Origin of the sequence: Paraburkholderia sp. (assembly GCF_036488505.1) — a bacterium.
GTDB lineage: Bacteria > Pseudomonadota > Gammaproteobacteria > Burkholderiales > Burkholderiaceae > Paraburkholderia.
This window is the reverse complement of sequence record NZ_DASXHN010000306.1, coordinates 37126-60776: the sequence shown is the minus strand read 5'-3', so window position 1 is coordinate 60776 and position 23651 is coordinate 37126. Positions and strand designations below refer to the sequence as shown.

21 protein-coding genes are annotated in these 23651 nt (G+C 64.6%); 7 read left to right on the top strand and 14 right to left on the bottom strand.

What is annotated here, in order from left to right:
- Positions 1-184 precede the first annotated feature (184 nt).
- The 6 genes from VGH68_RS18445 to argS form a co-directional block, all read right to left on the bottom strand.
- On the bottom strand, positions 185-1771 hold the full coding sequence (locus tag VGH68_RS18445) for an ABC transporter substrate-binding protein (RefSeq protein WP_331605111.1): 1587 nt from the start codon (positions 1769-1771) through the stop codon (positions 185-187).
- Positions 1772-2036: 265 nt separating this feature from the next.
- A complete protein-coding gene (locus tag VGH68_RS18440) occupies positions 2037-2855 on the bottom strand; it encodes a helical backbone metal receptor (protein WP_331605110.1) in 819 nt (272 codons plus the stop codon).
- Between the two features lie 3 nt (positions 2856-2858).
- Positions 2859-3632 carry an SDR family oxidoreductase gene (locus VGH68_RS18435; protein ID WP_331605109.1) on the bottom strand — a complete coding sequence of 258 codons (774 nt, stop codon included), beginning with the start codon at positions 3630-3632 and terminating at the stop codon, positions 2859-2861.
- A gap of 15 nt (positions 3633-3647) precedes the next feature.
- Positions 3648-4286: a thiol:disulfide interchange protein DsbA/DsbL gene (locus VGH68_RS18430; protein ID WP_331605108.1), complete on the bottom strand. Its 639-nt coding sequence runs from the start codon at positions 4284-4286 to the stop codon at positions 3648-3650.
- 189 nt (positions 4287-4475) lie between these two features.
- Positions 4476-5273, bottom strand: coding sequence for an SPOR domain-containing protein (locus VGH68_RS18425; RefSeq protein WP_331605107.1), 798 nt, complete (start codon positions 5271-5273; stop codon positions 4476-4478).
- A 65-nt stretch (positions 5274-5338) separates the two neighbouring features.
- Positions 5339-7129, bottom strand: coding sequence for an arginine--tRNA ligase (gene argS / locus VGH68_RS18420; RefSeq protein ID WP_331605106.1), 1791 nt, complete (start codon positions 7127-7129; stop codon positions 5339-5341).
- Positions 7130-7555: 426 nt separating this feature from the next.
- Here argS and VGH68_RS18415 point away from each other — a divergent pair, with 426 nt between their 5' ends.
- Positions 7556-7882 (top strand): DUF1840 domain-containing protein, encoded by a 327-nt coding sequence (locus VGH68_RS18415; protein ID WP_331605105.1) that lies wholly within the window; start codon positions 7556-7558, stop codon positions 7880-7882.
- A 191-nt stretch (positions 7883-8073) separates the two neighbouring features.
- On the opposite strand, the gene VGH68_RS18410 is transcribed toward VGH68_RS18415, so the two are convergent.
- From VGH68_RS18410 to VGH68_RS18380, 7 genes are all read right to left on the bottom strand, one after another.
- Entirely contained in the window at positions 8074-8271 is a 198-nt protein-coding gene (locus VGH68_RS18410) for an acid-shock protein (protein ID WP_331605104.1), read from the bottom strand.
- 198 nt (positions 8272-8469) lie between these two features.
- Positions 8470-11274 (bottom strand): methionine synthase, encoded by a 2805-nt coding sequence (metH, locus tag VGH68_RS18405; RefSeq protein WP_331605103.1) that lies wholly within the window; start codon positions 11272-11274, stop codon positions 8470-8472.
- 31 nt (positions 11275-11305) lie between these two features.
- The gene (locus tag VGH68_RS18400; RefSeq protein ID WP_331605102.1) at positions 11306-12376 is read right to left on the bottom strand and encodes a homocysteine S-methyltransferase family protein; all 1071 of its coding nucleotides are present in this window, start codon (positions 12374-12376) and stop codon (positions 11306-11308) included.
- Positions 12377-12645: 269 nt separating this feature from the next.
- Entirely contained in the window at positions 12646-12903 is a 258-nt protein-coding gene (locus VGH68_RS18395; RefSeq protein ID WP_331605101.1) for a BTH_I0359 family protein, read from the bottom strand.
- A gap of 119 nt (positions 12904-13022) precedes the next feature.
- Positions 13023-13811 carry an alpha/beta fold hydrolase gene (locus tag VGH68_RS18390; protein ID WP_331605100.1) on the bottom strand — a complete coding sequence of 263 codons (789 nt, stop codon included), beginning with the start codon at positions 13809-13811 and terminating at the stop codon, positions 13023-13025.
- Between the two features lie 219 nt (positions 13812-14030).
- Positions 14031-15473 (bottom strand): DUF3108 domain-containing protein, encoded by a 1443-nt coding sequence (locus VGH68_RS18385; RefSeq protein ID WP_331605098.1) that lies wholly within the window; start codon positions 15471-15473, stop codon positions 14031-14033.
- A gap of 60 nt (positions 15474-15533) precedes the next feature.
- Entirely contained in the window at positions 15534-16466 is a 933-nt protein-coding gene (locus VGH68_RS18380; protein ID WP_331605097.1) for an IclR family transcriptional regulator, read from the bottom strand.
- A gap of 232 nt (positions 16467-16698) precedes the next feature.
- On the opposite strand from VGH68_RS18380, the gene VGH68_RS18375 reads away from it, so the two are divergent.
- The 6 genes from VGH68_RS18375 (at position 16699) to rfaE2 (ending at position 23210) form a co-directional block, all read left to right on the top strand.
- Positions 16699-17682 (top strand): fumarylacetoacetate hydrolase family protein, encoded by a 984-nt coding sequence (locus VGH68_RS18375; protein ID WP_331605096.1) that lies wholly within the window; start codon positions 16699-16701, stop codon positions 17680-17682.
- Between the two features lie 101 nt (positions 17683-17783).
- Complete coding sequence (locus tag VGH68_RS18370; protein ID WP_331605095.1) at positions 17784-19049, top strand: ABC transporter substrate-binding protein; 1266 nt, start codon at positions 17784-17786, stop codon at positions 19047-19049.
- A gap of 56 nt (positions 19050-19105) precedes the next feature.
- Positions 19106-20011, top strand: coding sequence for an enoyl-CoA hydratase/isomerase family protein (locus tag VGH68_RS18365; RefSeq protein WP_331605094.1), 906 nt, complete (start codon positions 19106-19108; stop codon positions 20009-20011).
- Positions 20012-20142: 131 nt separating this feature from the next.
- Positions 20143-20898: a PhaM family polyhydroxyalkanoate granule multifunctional regulatory protein gene (locus tag VGH68_RS18360; protein WP_331605093.1), complete on the top strand. Its 756-nt coding sequence runs from the start codon at positions 20143-20145 to the stop codon at positions 20896-20898.
- Positions 20899-21599: 701 nt separating this feature from the next.
- Positions 21600-22478 carry a ferritin-like domain-containing protein gene (locus VGH68_RS18355; RefSeq protein ID WP_331605092.1) on the top strand — a complete coding sequence of 293 codons (879 nt, stop codon included), beginning with the start codon at positions 21600-21602 and terminating at the stop codon, positions 22476-22478.
- A gap of 249 nt (positions 22479-22727) precedes the next feature.
- Positions 22728-23210: a D-glycero-beta-D-manno-heptose 1-phosphate adenylyltransferase gene (gene rfaE2 / locus VGH68_RS18350; RefSeq protein ID WP_331605091.1), complete on the top strand. Its 483-nt coding sequence runs from the start codon at positions 22728-22730 to the stop codon at positions 23208-23210.
- Positions 23211-23265: 55 nt separating this feature from the next.
- On the opposite strand, the gene VGH68_RS18345 is transcribed toward rfaE2, so the two are convergent.
- Positions 23266-23502: a hypothetical protein gene (locus VGH68_RS18345; protein ID WP_331605090.1), complete on the bottom strand. Its 237-nt coding sequence runs from the start codon at positions 23500-23502 to the stop codon at positions 23266-23268.
- Positions 23503-23651 lie beyond the last annotated feature (149 nt).

The following is a 23651-nucleotide window of genomic DNA, read 5'->3' as shown; positions in this document are numbered from 1 at the left end:
AAAAATTAACAACTGTTTAACCTTTACTGGTGATTAAAGCAGTCTCTGGAAATATTCTTCCTTGAGCTACCTGTAACGCATACTGTATTGCTTGAATGCGAGAGCGGTATCGCGATGCTTGCGATAAAAAAAGCCCGATTCTTTCGAACCAGGCTTTTTTACGTACATTCAGACGAGAGCGCGCTTACTGCACCGCCACCGTCCCAAAGTTCTGCCGTCCAAACGGACTCACGTGATAGCCGCTCACATTCGTACGCGCGATCGCCGCCGCAGTCGGATAACCCAGCGGAATCCACAGCGCTTCGTCGTGGATGATCTGCTGCGCCGCTTCGTACGCCTTCGTGCGTTTGGCGATATCGGAGGTCGCCTTGCCGTCGGCGATCAGCTTGTCGAGATCCTGATCGCAAAAGCGCGCGAAGTTGATGCCCGACTTCACCGCATTGCAGCTGAATAGCGGCGACAGATAGTTGTCCGGGTCGCCGTTGTCGCCGGCCCAGCCCATGAACAGCGTGTCATGCTGACCTTGCTTGGCCTGCTTGATCAGCTCGCCCCATTCGATCACCTTCACGTCCGCCTTCACGCCGATCTTCGCGAAGTCCGCCTGCAGCATCTCGGCGCCGGCCTTCGGACTCGGGTTCAGCACGCTGCCGTTCGGGCGCACCCAGATCGTCGTTTCGAAGCCGTTCGGATAACCCGCCTCGGCGAGCAACTGCTTCGCCTTGGCCGGATCGTACGGCCAGCCCTTGATCGAGTGGTTGTAGCTCCACGTGTTCGGCGGATACGGATTCACGGCCGGCGTCGCGGTGTTGTCGAACACGGCCTTCAGATAGCTGGTGCGGTCGAACGCCATGTTCAGCGCCGCGCGCACTTTCTGGTTGTCGAGCGGCTTTTTCTGCGTGTTCAGCGCGACGAACGCGGTCATGAAGGCAGGCGTCTGCACGATCGCGAGCGACTTGTCGTTCTTCGCGTCGGCGAGATCCTGCGGCTTCGGCGACAGCGCGATCTGGCATTCGCCGGCCTTCACTTTTTGCGCGCGCACGGTCGCGTCCGGCGTGATCGCGTAGATCAGGCGCTCGATCTTCGGCTTGGGCCCCCAGTAGCTGGGGTTCACGTCGTAGCGGATCACCGCGTCTTTCGTATAGCTCTTCAGCATGAATGGACCCGTGCCGATCGGCTTTGCGTTCAGGTCGACCTGCTTGCCGGCTTTCAGCAGCTGATCCGCGTATTCGGCCGAATAGATCGACGCGAAGCCCATCGTCAGGATCGCCACGAAGGTTGCGTTCGGCTCGTTCAGTTCGAACTTCACCGTGTTGTCGTCGACCTTCGTGATCGACTTGATCAGCTTAGGCAGCCCCATCGACTGCGCGTGCGGGAAGCCGCTCGCGCCCGCCACCTTGTGCCACGGATTGTTGTCGTCGAGCATGCGCTCGAACGTGAAGACGACGTCGTCGGCGTTCAGCGCGCGGGTGGGCTTGAAGTAGTCGGTGGTCTGGAACTGCACGTTCGGGCGCAGGTGGAACGTGTAGCTGAGGCCGTCGGGGCTCACTTCCCACTTGTCGGCGAGCGCGGGGACGACCTTCTTCGCGGCTTCGTCGAACGAGACCAGCGAATTGAAGATCACGTCGGCCGACGCATTGGTCGTGACCAGCGAGTTGTACTGCACGACGTCGAAGCCGTCCGGGCTCGATTCGGTACAGACGGTGAGCGGCTTGGCGAGCACGAGCGCGGGCGCCGTGAACAGGATGGCGGCTGCGAGCAGTTTGAAGCGCATAGGATCTCCGGTAACGAGCGCAGTCAGGCAGTGCGTCTGGTTGTGGCTGGTTGTGTTTATCGCGATGACGCGGGGCGGGCGCGGGCGTCTCGCAGGATTGCGATACGCTTGCGGCGCCGTCGTACAGGCCGGGCGACTCTGCCCATGCGCGGACTCATGCTGGCCCCGCTGGCGGCGCGCCTTCGCGAAAGCTTATCGAAGGGACAGGGGCGCGACAACCATTTAATCCACATATCCATATTGGGGCGCCGGCCATGCGCCGCGCTCAGGTCCCCGCGGCGTAGCGCAGCAGATAGCCGATGCCTTCGATTGCGCGCACGCCGTACCACGACGTCATCTCTCCATCGATCAGTTCGATGCGCTTGCCGGCGAGCCGCGGGTCGCGCCCGAGCGCATCGCGATGCGCGGACGTGAAGCGGTACGGTTCGGTGGACAGCAGAATGCGCTCGACTTGCGCGAGCCATCGGGCGTCGTCGAAGTCGAGGGCCGGATAGCGCGTCGCGCCGGCGACGCCGCCTTGCAGGTCGGGCAGTGTCTGCCAGTTCACGAGCCGCAGCATCGCGGCGATGTAGGTGTCGCGCGCGACCGTCATCCACGGTTCGCGCCAGATCAGATACAGCACGTTTTGCGCCGCGAAACTGCTCGCGGCGGCTTCCTGTAAGCGGGCTTCGAGCGCGTCGCCCAGGCGCCGCGCTTCGTGTTCGCGCCCGAAGATCGCGCCGAGCAGCGCGTAGAGCGCGAGGTTGTCGCGCGGTGTCAGCGGATGCGTGACGACGACGTGCGGGACGAACGCACGCAACTGATCGACGGTCTCGCGTTCGTTTTCGTCGATATTGACGATCAGATGAGTGGGACCTAGCGCGCGGATCGCGTCGAGCTTGACGGCTTTGGTGCCCCCGACCTTGCGCACTGCTTGCACCTTGTCGCGGGGATGCACGCAAAAGCCGGTGCGCCCAACGATTTGCCGCTCGAGACCGAGCGCGAACAAGGTTTCGGTGATGCTCGGCACCAGCGATACGATGCGCGCATCGGCGCCCGCCCGCGTGTGCCTGACGCCGGCTGCATCGAGCGCAGCGGGTGGCATCGCTTACTCGGCGGCGACGCGCGGCTTGCGCGGCGCGCGTTCGAACACACGGTCATACAGCCAGCGCGGCAGTACGTGCAGCAGCATCGCGGCGACGCGCATCTGCCACGGGAAAACCGCGAACGACACCTGCCGCTCGACCGCCTGCGCGACCTTCGCGGCGAAGCGGTCCGCGTCCATCAGGAACGGCATGTCGTACGGGTTGTGGTCGGTCATCGGCGTGCGGATATAGCCGGGCGCGATTGTGACGACGCCGACGCCGAACGGCCGCATCTCGACGCGCAACGCTTCGAGGTACTTGAGCGCCGCCGATTTCGACGCGCTGTACGCGCCCGAACCCGGCAAGCCGCGCACGCCCGCGACACTCGCAATGCCGACCAGCGTGCCGCGTCTGGCGTTAGCCATCGCGGCGGCGAACGGCTCGAACGTCGCGACCATGCCGAAGTAATTGATGTCCATCACTTCGCGAAACGTGCGCAGATCGCCGTGGCCGGTGAGCGCGCCACGGCTGATGCCGGCATTGGCGATCACGACGTCGGGCATCCCGTGCGCTGCGATGAAGCGCGCGGCTGCGTCAGCGAGCGCTTCCGCGTCGCGCACGTCGACCGGATAGATCGAGACCATGTTGTGGGGATGGGACTGCTGGAACGCGGCGAGCGCTTCGCCGCGGCGGGCAACGAGGCCGAGAATCGCGCCGCGCCGGGCGTATTCGCCGGCGAGCGCGAGGCCGATGCCGCTCGAAGCGCCGGTAATGAAAACCTTCAACGCAGAGGTCATACCGGCGCCTCGTGATTACATCTTTTTGGTGCGAACTTGCGAGACGAGGTAGTCGAGCACCTGGAGCGTGCCGGGCAGGGTGCCGGTCGCCGCCGGGCCGGTCTCATACTTGCCCTGCACCGCGAGCGTCGGCACGCCTTCGATCTTATAGTCGTCGAGCAGCTTCTTGTCCTTCTGCAGCGCGCTTTGCGTCGAGAACGAGTTGTACGCTTCCATGTACTTCTTCGGATCGACGCCGAGCGTGGCGAGGAATTTCGACTGATCTTCCGGCGTCAGCAGGTAGTCCTTCTTGACGTGGATTTCGTTGAAGACCTTCGGCGTGAGCTCGTTGGCCAGGCCGAGCGCGTCGAGCGCGTGGTACATCCTCGAGTGCGGGATGAAGTCGTCGCGGAACGCAACCGGCACGCGGCGGAACACGACGTCCGGGCCCTGGCGTTTTACCCACGATTCGAGGAACGGGTCGAATTCGTTGCAGTGCGGGCAGCCGTACCAGAAGAATTCGGTGACTTCGATCTTGCCGGCCGGCACGTCGGTCGGCTGCGGCGTGGCCAGCACCGTGTAGTCCTTGCCGGCGACCGGCGCGGCCGGCGACGCATGCGCGGTGGCCGCGATCAGGCCCAGCGAGAGAAACAGAATGCTCAGCAGCTTTTTCATGTTGTGTTGACCCAAGTATGGCGGTAGAGCGGTGACGCCATGCTGGATGCCTGCGCCGCCGCCTTGCGGATTTCGATTCGGCATGGTCGCTTTGCCAGGCAGTGAGACAGGCGGCGCGGCCATCGTGCGTCTGACCTGCGCGGCGCGCCCATAGTTCGGTGCGCCACGTAGGCCTGCGTTACCGTTTATTTATTGTTTGGTGAAGCGAATCACAGCGGTATCGACGCCCGCGTCCGACAGACGCTGACGGCTCGAATTCATGTCCTCGAACTTCGAAAACGGCCCGATGCGCACACGGTAGTACGTGACGCCGCCCGCATCGCGCTGGGTCACTTTCGATTCGAAGCCTTGAAACGCGAGGCGCGCGCGCTGTTGTTCGGCGTCGGCGGCGGTCTTGTACGCGCCGACTTGCAGGAAGTAGCCGGTGTTCGCGTCGCCGGTTGCCGGCGCGGCGCTGCTGCTCTTCGGCGCGGAGCCCGTGCCGGTCGCGGCGGTGGCGGCCGGCGCGCTCGACGCCTGCGGCTTTTTCACCGGAGCCGGCGCGGCGATTCCGCCGCTGCCGTTGTCCTGCGCGGGCTTCGGCGCAACGGCGGCGCCGTTCGCGTTGTTCGCATTGCCCGCCGACGGCGGCACTTCGACGATCTGCGGTTCTTCGAGCATGCCCGACTGGGTCTGCGAATTAGTCTGGCCCGGTGCGGTGTTCGGCGGCGCGGGCTGCGCGGCCTGTGGCACCGGCTGGCCCGGCGTCTTGCCTTGCAGTGGGCGGTTCGGATCGTATTGCGCCTGGCTCGCACCGTTCTCCGGCGCCGTGGGCGGCGCGACCTTCGACACGAACGGCGTAGGCGCACGGGTGATATACAGCGCCACCACTACCGCGATCGCCAGGCCGACGATCAGGCCCAGCACGATACCGAGAAAAGTGCCCCCGGTTTGTTTCGATTGCTTTGTTGTGCGGCGTGGTTTTGCCATCGTACGAATCACCTGCAAAAAGAATCCTGGAACGGTCGCCGATTATATAGAGCGACGGCCGCGTGCATATTACGCCGGAGGAGTTACATCTTGACGGGAGCGGAGACGCCGATCGTCGCGAGACCGTTGGCCAACACCTGGCGCGTGGCCGCCAGCAGCGCCGCGCGCGCGTTGCGTTCGGCCGCATCGTCGACCAGCACGCGCTCGGCTTTGTCATTGTAGAACGAGTGGAATTCCCCGGCGAGGTCGCGCAGATAGAACGCGACCGCATGCGGCGCGAGTTCGTCGGCGGCGTGCTGCAGCATGTCCGGGAACTCGGCGAGCTTGTTGAGCAGCGCCATCGCGCGCTCGCTCGTGAGCGGCGCGAGGTCCACGTTCGCGAGCGAGCTTTCGTCGAGACCGTAGCGGGTGTTGCACTCGGCGATCACCGAACAGATTCGCGCGTGCGCGTACTGCACGTAGTGGACCGGATTCTCGTCGTTCTGCTTCAGCGCGAGGTCGATGTCGAACACGAATTGCGTGTCGGCCTTGCGCGAGATCAGGAAGAAGCGCACCGCGTCGCGGCCGCGGCGGATCGTTTCCTCGTCGATCAGATCGACGGCCGCCTCGGAGCCCGGCGTCGCGCCACCCGACCATTCGATCAGGTCGCGCACCGTCACGTAGCTGCCGGCGCGCTTGGAGATCTTCACCTCTTCGCCGTTGCGCATCACGGTGACCATCTTGTGCAGGATGTAGTCGGGGTAGCCCTTCGGAATGCCGATGCCGAGACCTTGCAGTCCGGCGCGCACGCGCGCGATCGTGCCGTGGTGGTCCGAGCCCTGCACGTTGATGACCTTCGTGAAGCCGCGTTCCCACTTGGCGGCGTGATAGGCGACGTCCGGCACGAAGTACGTGTACGTGCCGTCGCTCTTGCGCATCACGCGGTCCTTGTCGTCGCCGTCGTCGGTGGTGCGCAGCCACAGCGCGCCATCCTGCTCGTAGGTCTTGCCGGCGGCGATCAGCGCCTCGACGGTTTTCTCGACGCGGCCTTCGGTATACAGCGACGATTCCAGGTAGTAACGGTCGAACTTCACACCGAACGCCTGCAGGTCCATGTCCTGCTCGCGGCGCAGATACGCGACCGCAAAGCGGCGGATCGCGTCGAGGTTCTCGATGTCACGCGCGCCGGTGACGGGCGCACCGTCGCTCGCCTCGACCGTCACGCCGTTCATGTAATCGCGCGCGATCTCGGCGATGTACTCGCCGTTGTACGCGGACGCGGGCCAGCCTTCGTCGTTGGGAGAGAGGCCGCGCGCACGCGCCTGGGTCGACAGCGCGAGCGTATGGATCTGCACGCCGGCGTCGTTGTAGTAGAACTCGCGGTGCACGTCCCAGCCCTGTGACGCCAGCACGTTCGCCAGCGCGTCGCCGAGCGCCGCCTGGCGGCCGTGACCGACGTGCAGCGGGCCGGTCGGATTGGCCGACACGAATTCGACCATCACCTGCTTGCCGGCATCGCGCGGCGAGCGGCCGTAGGCGGCGCCTTCGGCGAATACCGCGGAAATCGCCGCCTGCTTCGCGGCGGCGCTCAGGCGCAGGTTGATGAAGCCCGGGCCCGCGACTTCGGCGGCGCCGATCAGACCTTGGGCCTGCGGCTGCGCGAGCAGCGCATCGACGATCTGTTGCGCGAGCTGGCGCGGGTTGGCGCGCAGCGGCTTGGCGAGCTGCATCGCGACGTTGCACGCGACGTCGCCGTGAGCGGCGACTTTCGGGCGTTCGAGCGTGATGGCGGGGCAGATGAAAGCAGCTTCGGTGGCGCCTTGCGAGGCGAGCGCGACCTGTTTCACTGTGTCGGCGAGCAGTGTTTCGAGAGTGTGTTTATGTGCAGGCAGCATGCTTGTTGCGAGTCCAGTGAGGCAATCCGGTAAGGCGGAAGAGGCGCCGGCCGCGGCCGGTGTCGGAAGCATGGAAACGGCGCTGAGGCGTCGCGGCGGGTGCTCGGACGACCGGCATGTTGCGCGGCGCGGCGCACGTCGCGCACTGTTGCCGTGACGCACCGGCATCTGGCTTGCGACACGAGATTCAGCTACCTGCCGCGCGCTTGCGCCGTGCCTGTCGCCACGCTCGTCGCGCTTCGCCGCGGGCGGCGGATTGCGGCGTGCTTTTCCGTTCAGACGGATTTTAGCAGGTGCTAATATGTTCAATGAGATGCCCGCCAGGGGCGTGACCACCACGCCTGCAGGGCGCCAGGTCAGGCGCGCTGGCGCCATCCGCGGGGGGCGCTGATGCGTCAACCCGATATAACGAAAAAGGGAACAGTCATGCTGATTACTTTCAAATGCCACGCCTGCCCGGACGTGATGATGCTGGAAAATCTGGCGCAGTATCTGGTGGGCATTGTCGGCAAACGCCTTGGGGAGCGTGGCGTGATCACTCACGAGGAAGCGGGCCCGGCGATCGACAAACTCGAAGCGGCCATCAGCTTCGACAAGCAGGAGCGCGCCGAGCACGACGGCCATTTTCACGAAGGTGAGGACGGCCACGAGCATCATGAGATTCCGCCTGGACTCGCGCAGCGCGCGTATCCGTTCCTCGACATGTTGCGCGCCGCGCAAAAGGAAAAAGCGGACATCGTCTGGGGGCTTTGACTTGTCGACCGGTGTGGCTGAAGGTCGGCCGCGGCGGTCTCAATCGCGGCTGCCGCACGGCTCGCCGGCTGCGCACCTGGACCTGGAGTGCCGGCCCTGGCCGAACGGCGGCGCAAGGTCCCGGCAACACAAAGAAAGAGCCCGCTCGATGCGGGCTCTTTGTCATTGAGCGGACGAAACCGGCCGCGCTTCTACTGGCTGGCGGAGTCGGCCGGGGCGGCCATCGGTGCGGACGCGCCTTTCTTCATTTTCTGCTTTTTCGGCTTCTTGACGTGCTTTTCGGTGGGCGGCGAGTACGAACTGACCTCGCTCGCCGCGGGTTGTGCGAGCACCGCGGAAGCGCCTGCGGCGAGAGAAACGGTGGTGAGTAACAGCGTCAGCTTCTTCATACGTTTTCTCCGTTGTCGGTTGCGATCTCGATGAGCCGGCGCGTTCTGGCCACGCCTGACAGGATGAAAGCCGAGTCAGTCTACCGAGCCAAAATGTCAAAAACGCCGTGGCCGCAAATATTCAGTCTTTCCACGGCGATATAGTGGGTCGCCGCTCCGCCTGATGAGGCGCGCAGTTATGCCACCGCGCGCCACCACTTACAGCAACGGCGCCAACGCGCGCTGTGCATCCGCCTTCGACAGCGACATCCGCCGCGCGTAGTCCTCGAGCTGATCCTGGCCGATCTTGCCAACCGAGAAGTAGGTGCTGTCCGGATGCGCGAGGTAGAAGCCCGACACGCTTGCCGCCGGCAGCATCGCGAGCGATTCGGTCACACTCATGCCGATCTCCTCAGCCCGCAGCACCTCGAACATGTCTCGCTTCACCAGGTGGTCGGGGCAGGCGGGGTAGCCGGGCGCCGGGCGCACGCCACGGTATTTTTCGGCGATCAGTTCGTCGTTGGACAGGGTCTCGTCGTTCGCGTAGCCCCACAGGTCGCGCCGCACGCGCGCGTGCATCGCTTCGGCAAACGCTTCGGCGAGCCGGTCCGCGAGCGCCTTCAGCATGATCGCGCTGTAGTCGTCGAGATCCTTCTCGAACTGGCGCTCCTTCACGTCGACGCCAAGACCCGCGGTGACCGCAAACATGCCGATATAGTCGGCCACGCCCGAGTCCTTCGGCGCGATGAAGTCGGCGAGCGACCGGTTCGGCCGCATCACGCCGTCGACTACCGGCCGCACACTCTGTTGACGCAGATTGCGCCACGTCAGCGCGACTTCGGTGCGCGATTCGTCCGTGTAGATTTCGATGTCGTCATCGTTCACCGTATTGGCCGGCAACAGCGCGAGCACGCCGTTTGCTTGCAGCCAGCGGCCCTGGATCAGGCGCGCGAGCATCGACTTGCCGTCGGAGAACACGCGCCGCGCCGATTCACCGACGATCTCGTCGTTGAGGATGGCCGGATATGGGCCGGCCAGGTCCCACGTCTGGAAGAACGGAGCCCAGTCGATATAGTTCGCGAGCTCGTTCAGATCGAAGTTCTTGAATACGCGGCGGCCGATGAACTTTGGCTTGACCGGCTGATAGTTCGCCCAGTCGATCTTCGTTTTGTTCGCGCGGGCCTCGGCGAGCGTGACCATCGGCTGCGCTTTCCTGTTCGCGTGCTGGTCGCGGATGCGCGTGTAGTCGACGTTCAGTTCGTCGATGTACTTCGCCGCGCCTTCGTCGGACAGCAGGTTCGAGGCGACCGACACCGAACGCGACGCGTCCGGCACGTACACCACCGGGCCTTCGTAATGCGGCGCGATCTTCACCGCGGTGTGCACGCGCGAGGTCGTCGCGCCGCCGATCAGCAGTGGAATTTTCTTGATGCGGAAGTAGTCGTCGCGCTGCATTTCCGACGCCACGTAGGCCATCTCTTCGAGACTCGGCGTAATGAGCCCGGACAGTCCGATGATGTCCGCGCCCTCGACCTTCGCCTTCGCGAGGATCTCGCTGCACGGGACCATCACACCCATGTTGACTACTTCGAAGTTATTGCATTGGAGCACCACCGACACGATGTTCTTGCCGATGTCGTGCACGTCGCCCTTCACGGTCGCGATCACGATCTTGCCGCGCGACTTCACCTCGCCGCCGGCCGCCGCGAGCTGGCGCTTCTCTTCCTCGATGAACGGAATCAGATGCGCGACCGCCTGCTTCATCACGCGCGCCGACTTTACGACCTGCGGCAGGAACATCTTGCCCTGACCGAACAGGTCGCCGACGACGTTCATGCCGTCCATCAGCGGACCTTCGATCACGTTGATTGGCCGGCCGCCCGCGGCGGCTATCCTCGCGCGCACTTCCTCGGTGTCGTCGACGATGAAGTTCGTGATGCCGTGCACGAGCGCATGCGCGAGACGCTTTTCGACCGGCTGGTTGCGCCACTCAAGGTTCTCTTCCTTTTTCGCGGCGCCAGTCTTGAACTTGTCGGCGATCTCCAGCAGGCGGTCGGTGCCGTCTTCACGGCGATTCAGCACGACGTCCTCGACGCGCTCGCGCAGTTCCGGATCGAGGTCCGCATACACGCCGAGCTGACCGGCGTTGACGATGCCCATGTCCATCCCCGCCTGGATCGCGTGATAGAGGAACACGGTGTGAATCGCCTCGCGCACCGTGTCGTTGCCACGAAACGAGAACGACACGTTGGACACGCCGCCGCTCACCTTCGCGTACGGCAGGTTCTGCTTGATCCAGCGAGTCGCCTCGATGAAGTCGACCGCGTAGTTGTTGTGTTCGTCGATGCCGGTTGCGATCGCGAAGATGTTCGGATCGAAGATGATGTCTTCGGGCGGAAAGCCCACTTCGTTCACGAGAAAGTCGTATGAGCGCTTGCAGATTTGCGTCTTGCGCTCGAAGGTGTCGGCCTGGCCCTGTTCGTCGAACGCCATCACGACAGCGGCCGCGCCGTAGCGGCGAATCAGGTTCGCGTGATGACGGAACGCCGCTTCGCCTTCCTTCAGCGAGATCGAGTTGACGATCGCCTTGCCCTGCACGCACTTGAGGCCCGCTTCGATCACTTCCCACTTCGACGAGTCGATCATGACCGGCACGCGCGCGATGTCCGGCTCCGACGCGATCAGATTCATGAAGCGCACCATTGCCGCTTTTGAATCGAGCATCGCCTCGTCCATGTTGATGTCGATCACCTGCGCGCCGTTTTCGACCTGCTGGCGCGCGACGGCCAATGCTTCGTCGAACTGGTTGTTCAGGATCATTCGCGCGAACGCTTTCGAGCCGGTCACGTTGGTGCGTTCGCCGACGTTGATGAAGAGCGTCCCGGACGTGACGTTGAACGGCTCGAGGCCGCTAAGGCGCATGGTGTGATCGGTCATGGCTGGGTGCGAGTGGGGTGCGTGCGTTAGAGGCCGTGCAGTCGGGGCTTGCGTTCGGGGCGTGCAGTCGTGGCTTGCGCGGGGCAACGCTGGGCCCGTCAGCGGTGGGCGGCTTCGCTCAAGCCGCGTCGCGATACTGGGTGGGCCACTTGCGCGGCTTGAGTTCGGCGAGCGCCTTGGCGATTGCCGCGATGTGCTCGGGCGTCGTGCCGCAGCAGCCGCCCGCGATGTTCACGAGACCCGCTTGGGCGAATTCCTTCAGCAGACCGGACGTATCGGCGGGCAGTTCGTCGAAGCCGGTGTCGCTCATCGGATTCGGCAGGCCGGCGTTCGGATAGCAGGACACATAGGTGTCGCACAGCTTCGCCAGTTCGGCGATGTACGGACGCATCAGCGCCGCGCCGAGCGCGCAGTTCAGGCCGAACGTGAGCGGCTTCGCGTGACGCAGCGAATTCCAGAATGCTTCGACCGTCTGGCCCGACAGAATGCGGCCCGACGCGTCGGTGACGGTGCCGGAGATCATGATCGGCAGGCGCTCGCCCGTGTTTTCGAACAGTTCGTCGAGCGCGAACAGCGCGGCTTTGGCGTTGAGCGTGTCGAAGATCGTTTCGACGAGGAACAGATCCGCGCCGCCGTCGAGTAGCGCTTTGGCCTGCTCGTAGTAGGCCGCGCGCAGTTCGTCGAACGTGACGTTGCGCGCGCCAGGATCGTTGACATCGGGAGAAATGCTCGCGGTTTTCGGCGTCGGCCCGATTGCGCCGGCCACGAAGCGCGGCTTGTCCGGCGTCGAGTACTTGTCGCACGCGGCGCGCGCGAGCTTCGCCGATTCGAGATTCATCTCGACCGCGAGCGACTCCATGCCGTAGTCGGCCTGCGCAACGGTGGTCGCCCCGAACGTGTTGGTCTCGATGATGTCCGCGCCCGCCGCGAGATACTGCTCGTGAATCTCGGCGATGATCTGCGGCTGCGTGAGCGACAGCAGTTCGTTGTTGCCTTTGATATCACGCGCGTAGTCCTTGAAGCGCTCGCCGCGATAGCGGGCTTCGTCGAGCTTGTAGCGCTGGATCATCGTGCCCATCGCGCCGTCGAGGATCAGGATGCGCGAGTTCAACAGCGCGGGCAGCGCTGCGCCGCGTGTATAAGCGGCGTCGGAACGGACTGGCTTGGCGGATTGAGCGGGCTGGGTCATGGCGGACGAGGGCTTGCGCGGGCGATTGCGGAAAGCCTGTCATTGTAGCCGTTGCCGGGCGGACGCGCCCGGCGCGGGTGGCGTTTGCGGGATCGGGAAGGGGCGCGGCGATCTGCGCAGCGGCCGAAGGTGCCACAAAAAACGGCCCAGCAAGCGATAAGCCTGCTGGGCCGTTTCATCACTGTCGGCCGCCCGGTGCGGGCCGCCAACAGGGCCGCACGGCGCGGCCGATCGATGTCGCCAGAACGCTAACCCGTACTACCTCGACGTCAGTGAAGAATTACCGGTTGGGTCATCAAGCTGTCGAACTGGCCGAGGAACTCGTCGACCTCGTCGAGCGTGGGCTCGCCCTCAATCAGCTTCTGCACATGCTCGCGAAAGTTGGCCGCCATTGCACCATCGATGAAGATTTCGCGCTGCATGTTCTTGTCGACGATCTCGTAGCCGCCCGACCTCATGGCCAGTTGGCCCTCTTGCGGCGGAAACTCGACGACACAATAGTTGGGGCTGTTGTAGATCATTTGCATGGCGACACTCCTTATTTCCGTTGGGCTCCTGCCCTTTTCTGCACCGTAGGTGGAGCGTGTGAGATGGAATTCAAGGGGTGGGTCCGGATCGACGCTTGTAATACTTCCGGACCTAACGGTTAAACCCGCTGCTCCAGAAACGATTCGAGCAAGGCGGCAAAACGGTGAGACTGCTCGATGGGCGCCAGATGAGCGGCATCGAGCAATTCGAAGCGGGCGCCTTGGATCGCATCCGCTATCGCCTGTGTGACAGCAGGCGGCGTGCCCGTGTCGTGGCGGCCCGCTACTGTGAGTGTAGGACAGCGGATCGCGCCATGTTTGCCGCGCAGGTCGAAATCGCGCAACGCCTCACAGGCCATCGCGAAGCCTTCCGGCGGCGTGCGACCAAGCGTTTCGCGGATCGGCTCGACCGCTTCCGGATGCGCGGCCTCAAAGTCGGGCGTGAGCCAGCGCGCGATCGTCGATGGCACGAGCGCGGCCATACCCTCGCTGCGCGCGGTGTGGGCGCGCTGGTTCCACAACTCGCGGTTTTCGGACGGCGTGCCACCGGTGCTGTCGGCGATCGTCAACGTATCGACGCGCGACGGGTGATCGAGCGCGAACTGCTGCGCGATCATGCCGCCGAGCGACAGCCCGACCACGTGCGTCGTCTGCGCGCCAAGCGCATCGAGCAGTTTCGCGAGATCGTCCGACAGATCGCGCACGCCGAATGGCTCGCGCGCCACCGCGCTGTCGCCGTGGCCGCGCACGTCATAGCGCAACACCGTGTAATCGTGGCGGAAGTAACCGGCAAGCTGATCCCAGATCGACAGGTCTCCGCCCAACTGATGGATGAATGTGAGCCATGGGCCGCCACCCTCGTTGCTGAGCACGTAGCGTGTTTCGATACCGTTGACGTTCACTTGCATGCGGACTCCTTGAAGAAAGGAAACGCGGTGAGAAATCGTGGTTGCTTCGTCCTGGCAATGCGTTCGCTTCGACGAAGCGCGCCGGTCCGACTGTTCAATTGAGCAAACGGTTGCGGCATTCAGATGCGAGTCGGCGCTACCCAGGAAGTTTCGCCGAACTTGCGATGGTCTGCTCGACGTTGTTTCGTGACCAGTCAGCAGCTTTCGCGCCGCGATGCTTCAAGGTTTGATGTTTTCCGGAGCGGTCGAATCGACCGGCGCGGCGGGAGCCGTGTCGGGCATAACTGCCGAAGCGCTAACGGGTGCGGCGGGCGCGGTGGGCGTGGCGTTGTTGGGCGCGGCCGGATTTGCGGCAGTAGCGGGAGCAGCGGGAGCAGCGGGAGTAGAGGGAGTAGCGGGAGCGGCGGAAGTGGCGGAAGTGGCGGGAGCAGCGGGAGCAGCGGGAGTAGCAGGAGTAGCGGGCGCGGGGCTGCTGTTGCCGCTATTGGCCGATGCAGGCACAGGCGCGGCGCCAGCGCCATCGGGCGATGCGCGGTCGAGATCGAGCTTGCCGCGCCACACGAGTTCGAATTGCGTGCCGTTGGGCTCCGTCTGCACGATCCGCGCGGGCAGCCAGCCGAGCGATGGAGCGAGCCACACGTCGATGCGGCGCTGATCGCCGTCATGGCGCGGCAGCCGTTTGAAATGACGCGTCTCCAGATAGCCTTGCGCCGCGCGAATCGTTTCGTCGCCGATCGTCTCGATTGGCCAGTCCTCGCCGCTATCGGTGTCGACCACAAAGAACTGTCGCGTGACGCCCGGTGTGTATGCGCGAGGATCGCCGCGCACGAGGCTCGCAAGCTGCATCACGACGCTGAAACGGTCCTGGGCGCCGTCGGGCAGTGGGAATGTCGCTGGCGTGCGCGTGAAGCCGATCTTTCTATCGGCGCGATTGAAGATCGCGATGTCTTCCGCGCGACGGCCACGCTTCTCGCCGTACTGCGCCGGCGCGAGGCCGAACGCATCGATACCGCCGTGGCTTGAAAACACGAACGGACCGACGAACGGCAGCGGCACCGAAACGATCATTTCGTATCCCTGCGCGTTGCTGACCCAGTGAATCGTGCCTGGCTGGTTGCGCACGCCGTTGTAGAACGTGTCGTATTCGAGGTCGGCCGATGGCGGCACCGAAAACTTCACGCCCTTCGATGCCTGCGGTGCGCTCGCCGCGACGGGGGCGCTGGCCGCGTTGGCGTTTGCGTTGGCGGACGCGTTCACGTTCCCACTCGAGGCGCCGGCCGGCGCGCTCGCCGCCGCATCGGAGGCGGCCGTGGCCGCCGGCTGGTCCGGTCTGGCCGGCTGCACCGCGCTCAGCACATGCGCTTCCCGCGGGGGGCTGGCAGCGGCCTTGCGCGCGGGCGCCGGCGCATGTTGCGCGGGCGCGGCCGGCTGCGGCGCGGGTTGACGCTCGACCCGCTCGGGCGTCAGGAGCGCGACCTGCACCGGCACATGCTCGCGATCGGCCGGATTCAGATTCACGCGATTGCGCTCGAACCACTGCGCGGCGATCCAATGCATCACCGCCACCGCGACGAGCACCGCGAGCCAGCGCCACGCGCGCCTCGGCCGATGGCCTGCCGGCGGCATGCGATCGGAGTGGCGGGAGGCGGAAGCAAAGACCATCGGCGATTGAATGTGCGTGACTGTGGGTTTGCGTGACTGAGTGTAAAGTGCGGCGCGGGATCAACCGTTTTCGCTGCGCGGCGACGCGCTATAGCCGAGCTCGTACGACAGCTTGCGCGCGCATTCGCGCAGCGCCGTATCGATCTCGCCACCCCAGCGGATATCGAACACGCCTTCATGGCCCAACGCGACGATGCCGAGCGCGAGTTCACCGGTCGAATCGAACACCGGCATGCAGAACGCGTGGATCGTCGGAAGCAGCATGCCCTCGACGCGCGCGGCCTGATGCTCGCGCACCTTGGCGAGCACCTGGTCGACTTCCGCGCGCGTGCGTGGCGCGCCGCTATACGACCCGCGGCGCGAGTCGGCCAGTTCGCGCTCGAGCATCGCGGCGATCTTGCCAGCCGGCAGGTAAGCGGCAAACAGCAGCCCTGTGGCGGAACTTAGAAGCGGCATCACGTCGCCGAGTTTCAGCGATGCCTTGGCCGGATAGCTCGACTCCATCCAGTGCACCATCGTCGGCCCCTGGTTGCCCCATACCGCAATGCCCAGCGTCAGATCGAGCCGGTTGTGCAATTCGGCGAGCGCGATGCGCGCCAGCGTCACGCCATCGACGCGCGCAAGCCGCGCGAGCCCCAACTGCAACGCGAAGCCGCCGAGTTCGTAGCGACCCGACAGCGGGTCCTGCGCGACCACGCCGAGGCGCAGAAAGCTCACCAGATAGCGATGCGCCTTCGCCGGACTCATGCCCGCGCGCTGCGCGAGGTCGCGCAGCATCATTGCGCGCGGCTCGTGGGTGAGCACCTCGAGCAGCCTGAAGCCGACTTCGATCGACTGGATGCCCGAGCGCAGTTTCTCTTCGCCGGGCTCGCTGGCTTCGTCATCGGCGCTGGCGTCGAGTGGATCGGCTGCATCGGCGCTGCCGCGCGAATCATCGGCGGACAGGTGGACGGTGACAGGGCGGGATGTGCCGGAGCGGGCATTGGCGGACATGGGCAAAGGGCGCGGGCGGCGCATTCGGGAATCGGTAATGACAGCAGTCGCAGTGGTAACGATGGCAGTGTGTATCGGCTTCACATACGGTGCGCGGCGCGGCGGCGCACCGTTGCGTGCGCCGCCGCGGCGACCGCGCGACCCGCACGCGAGGCGCGCACACTGGGCCGCGCCGATTCACCATCGTAGAATAGATTCCTTCCATCGTCACTAACCCACGGTTCACAGCTCTATGAAACTTGCCTCGCTGAAGGACGGCACGCGCGACGGTCAACTGATCGTCGTGTCCCGTGACCTGCACACCGCGGCGATCGCCGACGCGATCGCGCCCACGCTGCAGCGCGTGCTCGACGACTGGGCTTTCTACGCGCCGCAATTGCACGATCTCTACGATGCGCTCAACCAGGGCCGCGCGCGCAACAGTTTCGCGTTCGATGCGAAACACTGCATGGCGCCGCTGCCGCGCGCGTTCCAGTGGGCCGACGGCTCGTCCTACGTGAACCACGTCGAACTCGTGCGGCGCGCTCGGGGCGCGGAAATGCCGCCCGAATTCTGGACCGACCCGCTGATGTACCAGGGCGGCAGCGACGATTTCATCGGCCCACGCGATGACGTGGTGTGCGCGTCGGAAGCGTTCGGCATCGACTTCGAGGCGGAAGTCGCGGTCATCACGAGCGACGTGCCGATGGGCGCGACGCCCGAGCAGGCACTGCGCGGCGTGCGCCTCATCACGCTGGTCAACGACGTGTCGCTGCGCAATCTGATTCCCGCGGAACTCGCGAAGGGCTTCGGCTTTTTCCAGAGCAAGCCGGCTACGTCGTTCGCGCCAGTGGCGGTCACGCCGGATGAGCTCGCCGAGCACTGGGAAGACGGCCGTGTGCACCGACCGATGATCGTCCATTGGAACGGCAGAAAAGTCGGCCAGCCCGACGCGGGCACCGACATGGTGTTCCACTTCGGGCAACTGATCGCGCATGCGGCGAAGACGCGCAACCTGCGCGCCGGTTCGATCGTCGGTTCGGGCACGGTGTCGAACAAGGACGCGAACCGCGGCTACTGCTGCATCGCCGAGAAACGCTGCCTCGAAACCATCGAACACGGCGCGCCGCAAACCGAGTTCATGAAGTACGGCGACACCGTGAAGATCGAAATGTTCGACGAAGCGGGCAAGTCGATTTTCGGTGCGATCGAGCAGAGCATCGCGCCGCTCGAATGAACGCGAAAGGGTTTCGCCCGATGCCGTGACCCCGGGGCGCGGCTACACTGACTGGCGCGCGCAGGCAGTCGATCAAAAACGAAAAACCGAGAGGAGACAACATGCCGCGATTGACATCCGTTGAATCTGCAAACCGGCGCAAACGTGCGCCGCATCTCAACGCGAGTGCGCATCTATACGTAAGCGCGGGCGCATCGCGCGGCCCGCTCACGCGCTTCGCGCGCCGCGCCGCCACGCTGTGCGCGGCGCTCGCGTGCGCGCTGCCGTTGACGTCGTTCGCGCAGGTCAAGGTCGGCCTCGTGCTGTCGTTGACAGGGCCGGCCGCGTCGCTCGGCATTCCCGCGCGCGAGACCGTCGCGCTGTTGCCCCGGCAGATCGGTGGACAAAGCGTCGATTACATCGTGCTCGACGATGCATCGGACACGACCAAGGCGGTGCAGGACACGAAGAAGCTGATTTCGGAAGATCGTGTCGACGCGATCATCGGTTCTTCGATTACGCCGAATTCGCTCGCGATGATCGACGTCGTCGCCGAGGGCGAAACGCCGATGATCTCGCTCGCGTCGTCGGCGAAAATCATCGAGCCGGTCGACGCCAAACGCCGCTGGGTCTTCAAGACACCGCAGACCGACGCGATGATGGCCTCGGCGATCGCCGAACACGCGAGCACGCACGGCGTCAAGACGATGGCCTTCATCGGCCAGGCCGACGCGCTCGGCGAGACCTTCTATGCCGAGGTCGCGAAATTCGCGCAACTGCATCACATCGACGTGGTCGCGAGCGAGCGCTTCAATCGCACCGATCCGAGCGTGACTGGCCAGGTGCTGAAGATTCTCGCGACCCATCCGGATGCCGTGGTGGTCGGCGCGGCCGGCACGCCCGCCGCACTGCCGCCGAAAACGCTGCGCGAGCGCGGCTACAAGGGCGTGATCTATCACAATCACGGCGTCGGCAATAACGACTTCCTGCGCGTGTGCGGCGCCGATTGCAACGGTACGTTCCTGCCCGCGAGCCCGGTGCTGGTGGCCGCGCAGTTGCCGGCCGATCATCCGGCGAAGCGTCTTGCGCTCGATTACATCGCACGCTTCGAGGCGCAGCACGGGCCGGGCAGCGTGTCGGCGTTCGGCTCGTACACGTCGGACGCGGGCGCGCTGCTCAATCACGCGATCCCGATCGCGCTGAAGGCGGGCGCGCCGGGCACGCCGCAATTTCGCCGCGCGCTGCGCGACGCGCTCGAATCGACGCGCGGTCTCGCGGATACCAACGGCGTGGTCGATATGAGCGCGACCGATCATCTCGGGCTCGATCAGCGCGCCCGCGTGATGGTTGAAATCAGCAACGGGAAGTGGGTTTATCAGCCACGCTGAAGCCACGACGGCGACGCATCGATTCGCCTGAGACAGCATTGTGGAGAATGTTCATCATGTCCGAGTCACCGCACAGTCATGACGACGCCGGCAATACGCATGACACGTACTACGCGCACTATCGGTCGCTGCGCTTGCAGCGCCATCCGCATGGCGTGCTCGAAGTCGTGATGAGCGGCGAGGGCGCGAACAAAAGCGGGCTCGCCACTGCGAACGCGCGGATGCACTACGAACTCGCCGAAATCTGGCGCGACATCGACCGGGATCCGGAAACGCGCGTCGCGATCATTCGCGGTGAGGGCAAGGGCTTTTCGGCGGGCGGCGATCTGCAACTGGTCGAAGACATGGCGAACGATTTCGACGTGCGCGCGCGAGTCTGGCGCGAGGCACGCGACCTCGTCTACAACGTGATCAATTGCGGCAAGCCGATCGTGTCGGCGATGCATGGTCCAGCGGTCGGCGCGGGGCTCGTCGCCGGTCTGCTCGCCGATATCTCGATCGCGGCGAAGACGGCGCGCATCATCGACGGACACACGCGCCTCGGCGTCGCCGCCGGCGACCATGCGGCGATCGTCTGGCCGCTGTTGTGCGGGATGGCGAAGGCGAAGTACTACCTGATGTTGTGCGAGCCGGTGAGCGGCGAGGAGGCCGAGCGCATCGGGCTCGTGTCGCTCGCAGTCGACGAAACCGAGCTGTTGCCGAAAGCGTTCGAGGTTGCGCGCAAGCTCGCCGACGGCTCGCAAACGGCGATCCGTTGGACCAAGTACGCGCTGAACAATTGGCTACGCACGGCGGGACCGGCGTTCGATACGTCGCTTGCGCTCGAGTTCATGGGGTTTGCGGGGCCCGATGTGCGCGAGGGATTGAGTTCGTTGCGCGAGCGGCGCGCGCCGGATTTTCGCGGCGGCGATCCGTGGCGGCAGACGCGTGATCGTGATGGCACGGATCGCGGCGACAGCTAGAGATACGAGCCGCGCGCACCGTCGATCGGCAGTCGACGAACGATCCTGGTTCCGCGTTGCGCACGGTATGATCGAATCAACGCGCGCGGCCTGCGCCGCGCCGCATCTCTTCACGCACTGAGGCGACAACCATGACCGACACGACTGGCTCCGCGCCGCCCTTTCCCGGCTTTCCGCCCGCTGAAATGCTCGATCGCATGTGGAGCATGATGCGGCTATCGCCGTTCGGCTCGATGCTCGGCGGCGCGCAGCCGGGTAGCGGCGCCGCCCCGTCGCTGTCGATGATGTCCGACATGATGGCGCCGCTCACCAACGTCGAGGAGCTCGACAAGCGCATCACCGATATGCGCGCGGTCGAGCAGTGGCTGAAGCTGAACCTGAGCATGCTGCAATCCGCGATCCAGGCGCTCGAAGTTCAGCGTGCGACGCTCGCGACGCTGCGCGCGTTCGGCGCGTTCGCGCAGTCGTCGATGGCGCAGCCGGCGGCGGCTGCGCCGAACCCGGCGGCCGGGCCCGCGGCGGCGCCCAGTTGGGCCAGGCCGTCAGAGCCGCCGGCGGCCGGTGAAGGCGGGGCTGCGGGCGGCGCCGACGAAGACGACGCGTCCGCCGCGCCGTCCTTCGACGCATCCGCGTGGTGGAACTTGCTCCAATCGCAATTCAATCAGATCGCCCAGTTCGCGATGACGCAGCCGGGTGTCGCGGTCGCCGCGGCGGGGGGCGGCACGCAGGGCATGACCGCACCGCCGGACGCAGCGGACCCACAGGATCCGGCCGCCGACGACGCGAAGCCCGCGGCCAAACGGCCGGCCGCCAAGCGCGCGTCGAGCTCGGCCAAACGTGCGGGCGGCGAGGGCTCGGGCAGTGCGGGGTCGAAAAAATCGTCTTGAGCGTAACCGTGACGCGATAAGCTGGCCACGGCGGTCATCGCCGTGCCCAGCGTGGCATCAGCCGGCCGTGGCAGCGAGGGTGCCGCAAGCGATAACGTGGCAGCGAGCTTGGCGCAAACGATAAGGATGCGAGATGCATGGGCAAATCGGCGCGCGGACACGCGGCGAAGCGCAAGAGAGCGTGGATGGCCATGGACTTTGATCTCGCCATCCCGCTTTCGCTAGCGATTTCCGGCACCGCTGCACTGTCCGCGCGAATCGCGCGTTTTTGTTGCGAAAAGTCAATCCCACTGCGGGATTGCGCGGTTTCCGACGCAGATTCTGCCAGGTCCGCGTGCTATCATTGTGTAAGCTTCATCATACTTTGGGGCGCGTGCTGAAAATAACCATCCCGCCGCCCTCGCGTCATTTGCCGCCGGCACTCCCGTGCAGAGCTGGGCGGTTTCAACGCAGGCTGGTTCGACCTCAGGCAACAGGCATATCGAGTGTCCTTACCGATGGTTGGCCGCGCAGCGCCTGATTCACGCTTCGCGCACCTGTGCAAACGCCCGGACTTCTTTGCTGCCCGATGCATCTGGGCGGTTGATTAACGCGTAAAATTCAATGCTTGGCCGATAAACGGCAGGTCCGTTTGTCGCAGGTAAAAACGGCTACACGTAGCAGCAACAGACACACAGTATGCGCAGACCAGGGGTGGGACAATGAACACCATGCTTTATCCGGAACTTTATAAATCGCTCGAATCCGTTCGATGGGACATGGAGAAAGACATTCCCTGGGACAAGTTCGATGCATCGCTTTTGACCGACGAGCAGGCCGCGACGATCAAGATGAACGCGATCACCGAATGGTCGGCGTTGCCCGCCACCGAAATGTTTCTGCGTGACAATCATCACGACAGCGATTTCTCCGCATTCATGAGCGTGTGGTTCTTCGAAGAACAGAAACACTCGCTGGTGCTGATGGAATACCTGCGCCGTTTCAGGCCGGAAATGTGCCCGACCGAAGACGAACTGCACGCGGTGCGCTTCGAGTTCGACCCGGCGCCGCCGCTGGAAACGCTGATGCTGCACTTCTGCGGCGAAATTCGCCTCAATCACTGGTACCGCCGTGCGGCCGAATGGCACACCGAGCCGGTCATCAAGCACATCTACGAAACGATCTCGCGCGACGAGGCACGCCATGGCGGCGCATATCTTCGCTACATGAAGAAGGCGATGGTGCAAACCGGCGACATCGCGCGCGCCGCGTTCGCGAAGATCGGTGTGCTGATGGCATCGGCGCGGCGCACCGAAAAGCCGCTGCATCCCACCAACCTGCACGTGAACCAGGCGCTGTTCCCGCGCGACACGATTCAGTCGCGTCTGCCCGATCCGGAATGGCTCGAGCGCTGGCTCGACGAACAAATTCGTTTCGACGATGGCTGGGAAAAGAAGGTCGTCGAGCGCATTTTGCACAACCTGTCGCTGCTGTTCGAGCGCACGTTCAACACCGCGCAGGAGCTGAACCGCTATCGCAAGGAAGTGGTCGCGCGCCTGCAGGCCTCCGATCAGAATCCGACCCAGCAGCAGCCGGCATGATCGTGCAAATGCCGCGTTGACATTGCCATTGGCATCGCAATCGACGTTGGCACGGTGATTCGGATTCGCGCGTTGGCCATGATGTCTGCCTTGCAGCAATCCGGGCTCCAACGGTTCATGACAAATCAAAGACGGTCCGCCAGGCGTGAGCTTGCCGGACCGTTTTGCTTGGCTTTGCTGATTTTGCTTGATACCGCCGCCCTTGTATCGTGACGGCAATCTCTTTTCCTTTTTTTCCGCAACTGTGCAATGGCCGCTATCTTTGAACGCAAGATCCTTTCGCGCGATGATCTGGTGAAGCTTCGTCCTTCGCTGCACGCTCCGGTTGTATTCACGAACGGGGTATTCGATATCCTGCATCGAGGGCACGTGAGCTATCTCGCCGATGCGAAGGCGCTCGGCGCCTGTCTGATCGTCGGCGTGAACAGCGACGCGTCGGTGCGCATGCTCGGCAAGGGTGACGACCGGCCGATCAACACCGAGGCCGACCGGATGGCCGTGCTCGCGGCGCTCGAGAGCGTCGACTACGTAGTCGGCTTCGGTGAGAAAAGTCCGGTCGAGCTGATTGCGGCGCTGCGGCCGGACGTGCTCGTGAAGGGCGGCGACTACGACATGGACGCATTGCCCGAGTCGGCGCTCGTGCGCGGCTGGGGCGGCAAGGCGCTCGCCATCGCGTTCGAACACGATCGCTCGACGACCGCGCTGTTGAAGAAGGTGCGCACGCAGGAGTGATCGTTAGCGGGGATTGCCGTCGTGGGCGCAGACGGGCTGCTGCTCGACTTCGCTACTACGGCAATACTGACGTCGAAATCGGCGCTGTCGGCGCCGGTCCGCCGACCACCGCCTGATCGGCTGCGTCGGCGGCGCTGACCGGACGCACCTTCAGCCAATCCGGATGAATCTGGCGGCCTAGACGGACCGGGTCGCGCCCGGCGGCGCTGGGCGCCGGGCTGAACGCGCCGCGCAACGCGGCAAAAGCGAGCACGTTGGCGAGAATCAGAATGGCGATCGGCCAGCGAAGCATTAGCGGTTGTTCCAATCCAGAAGCAGGTTGACACGGGATCGAGGTGCGGAAGTTGCGGCGCCGAAATCGGCCTGGTCGGATGCACTTCGAATCATCGATCCCGAAACGGCCCGTCATCACTGTTTATCGCCGCGGGGCGGGACCGGTGT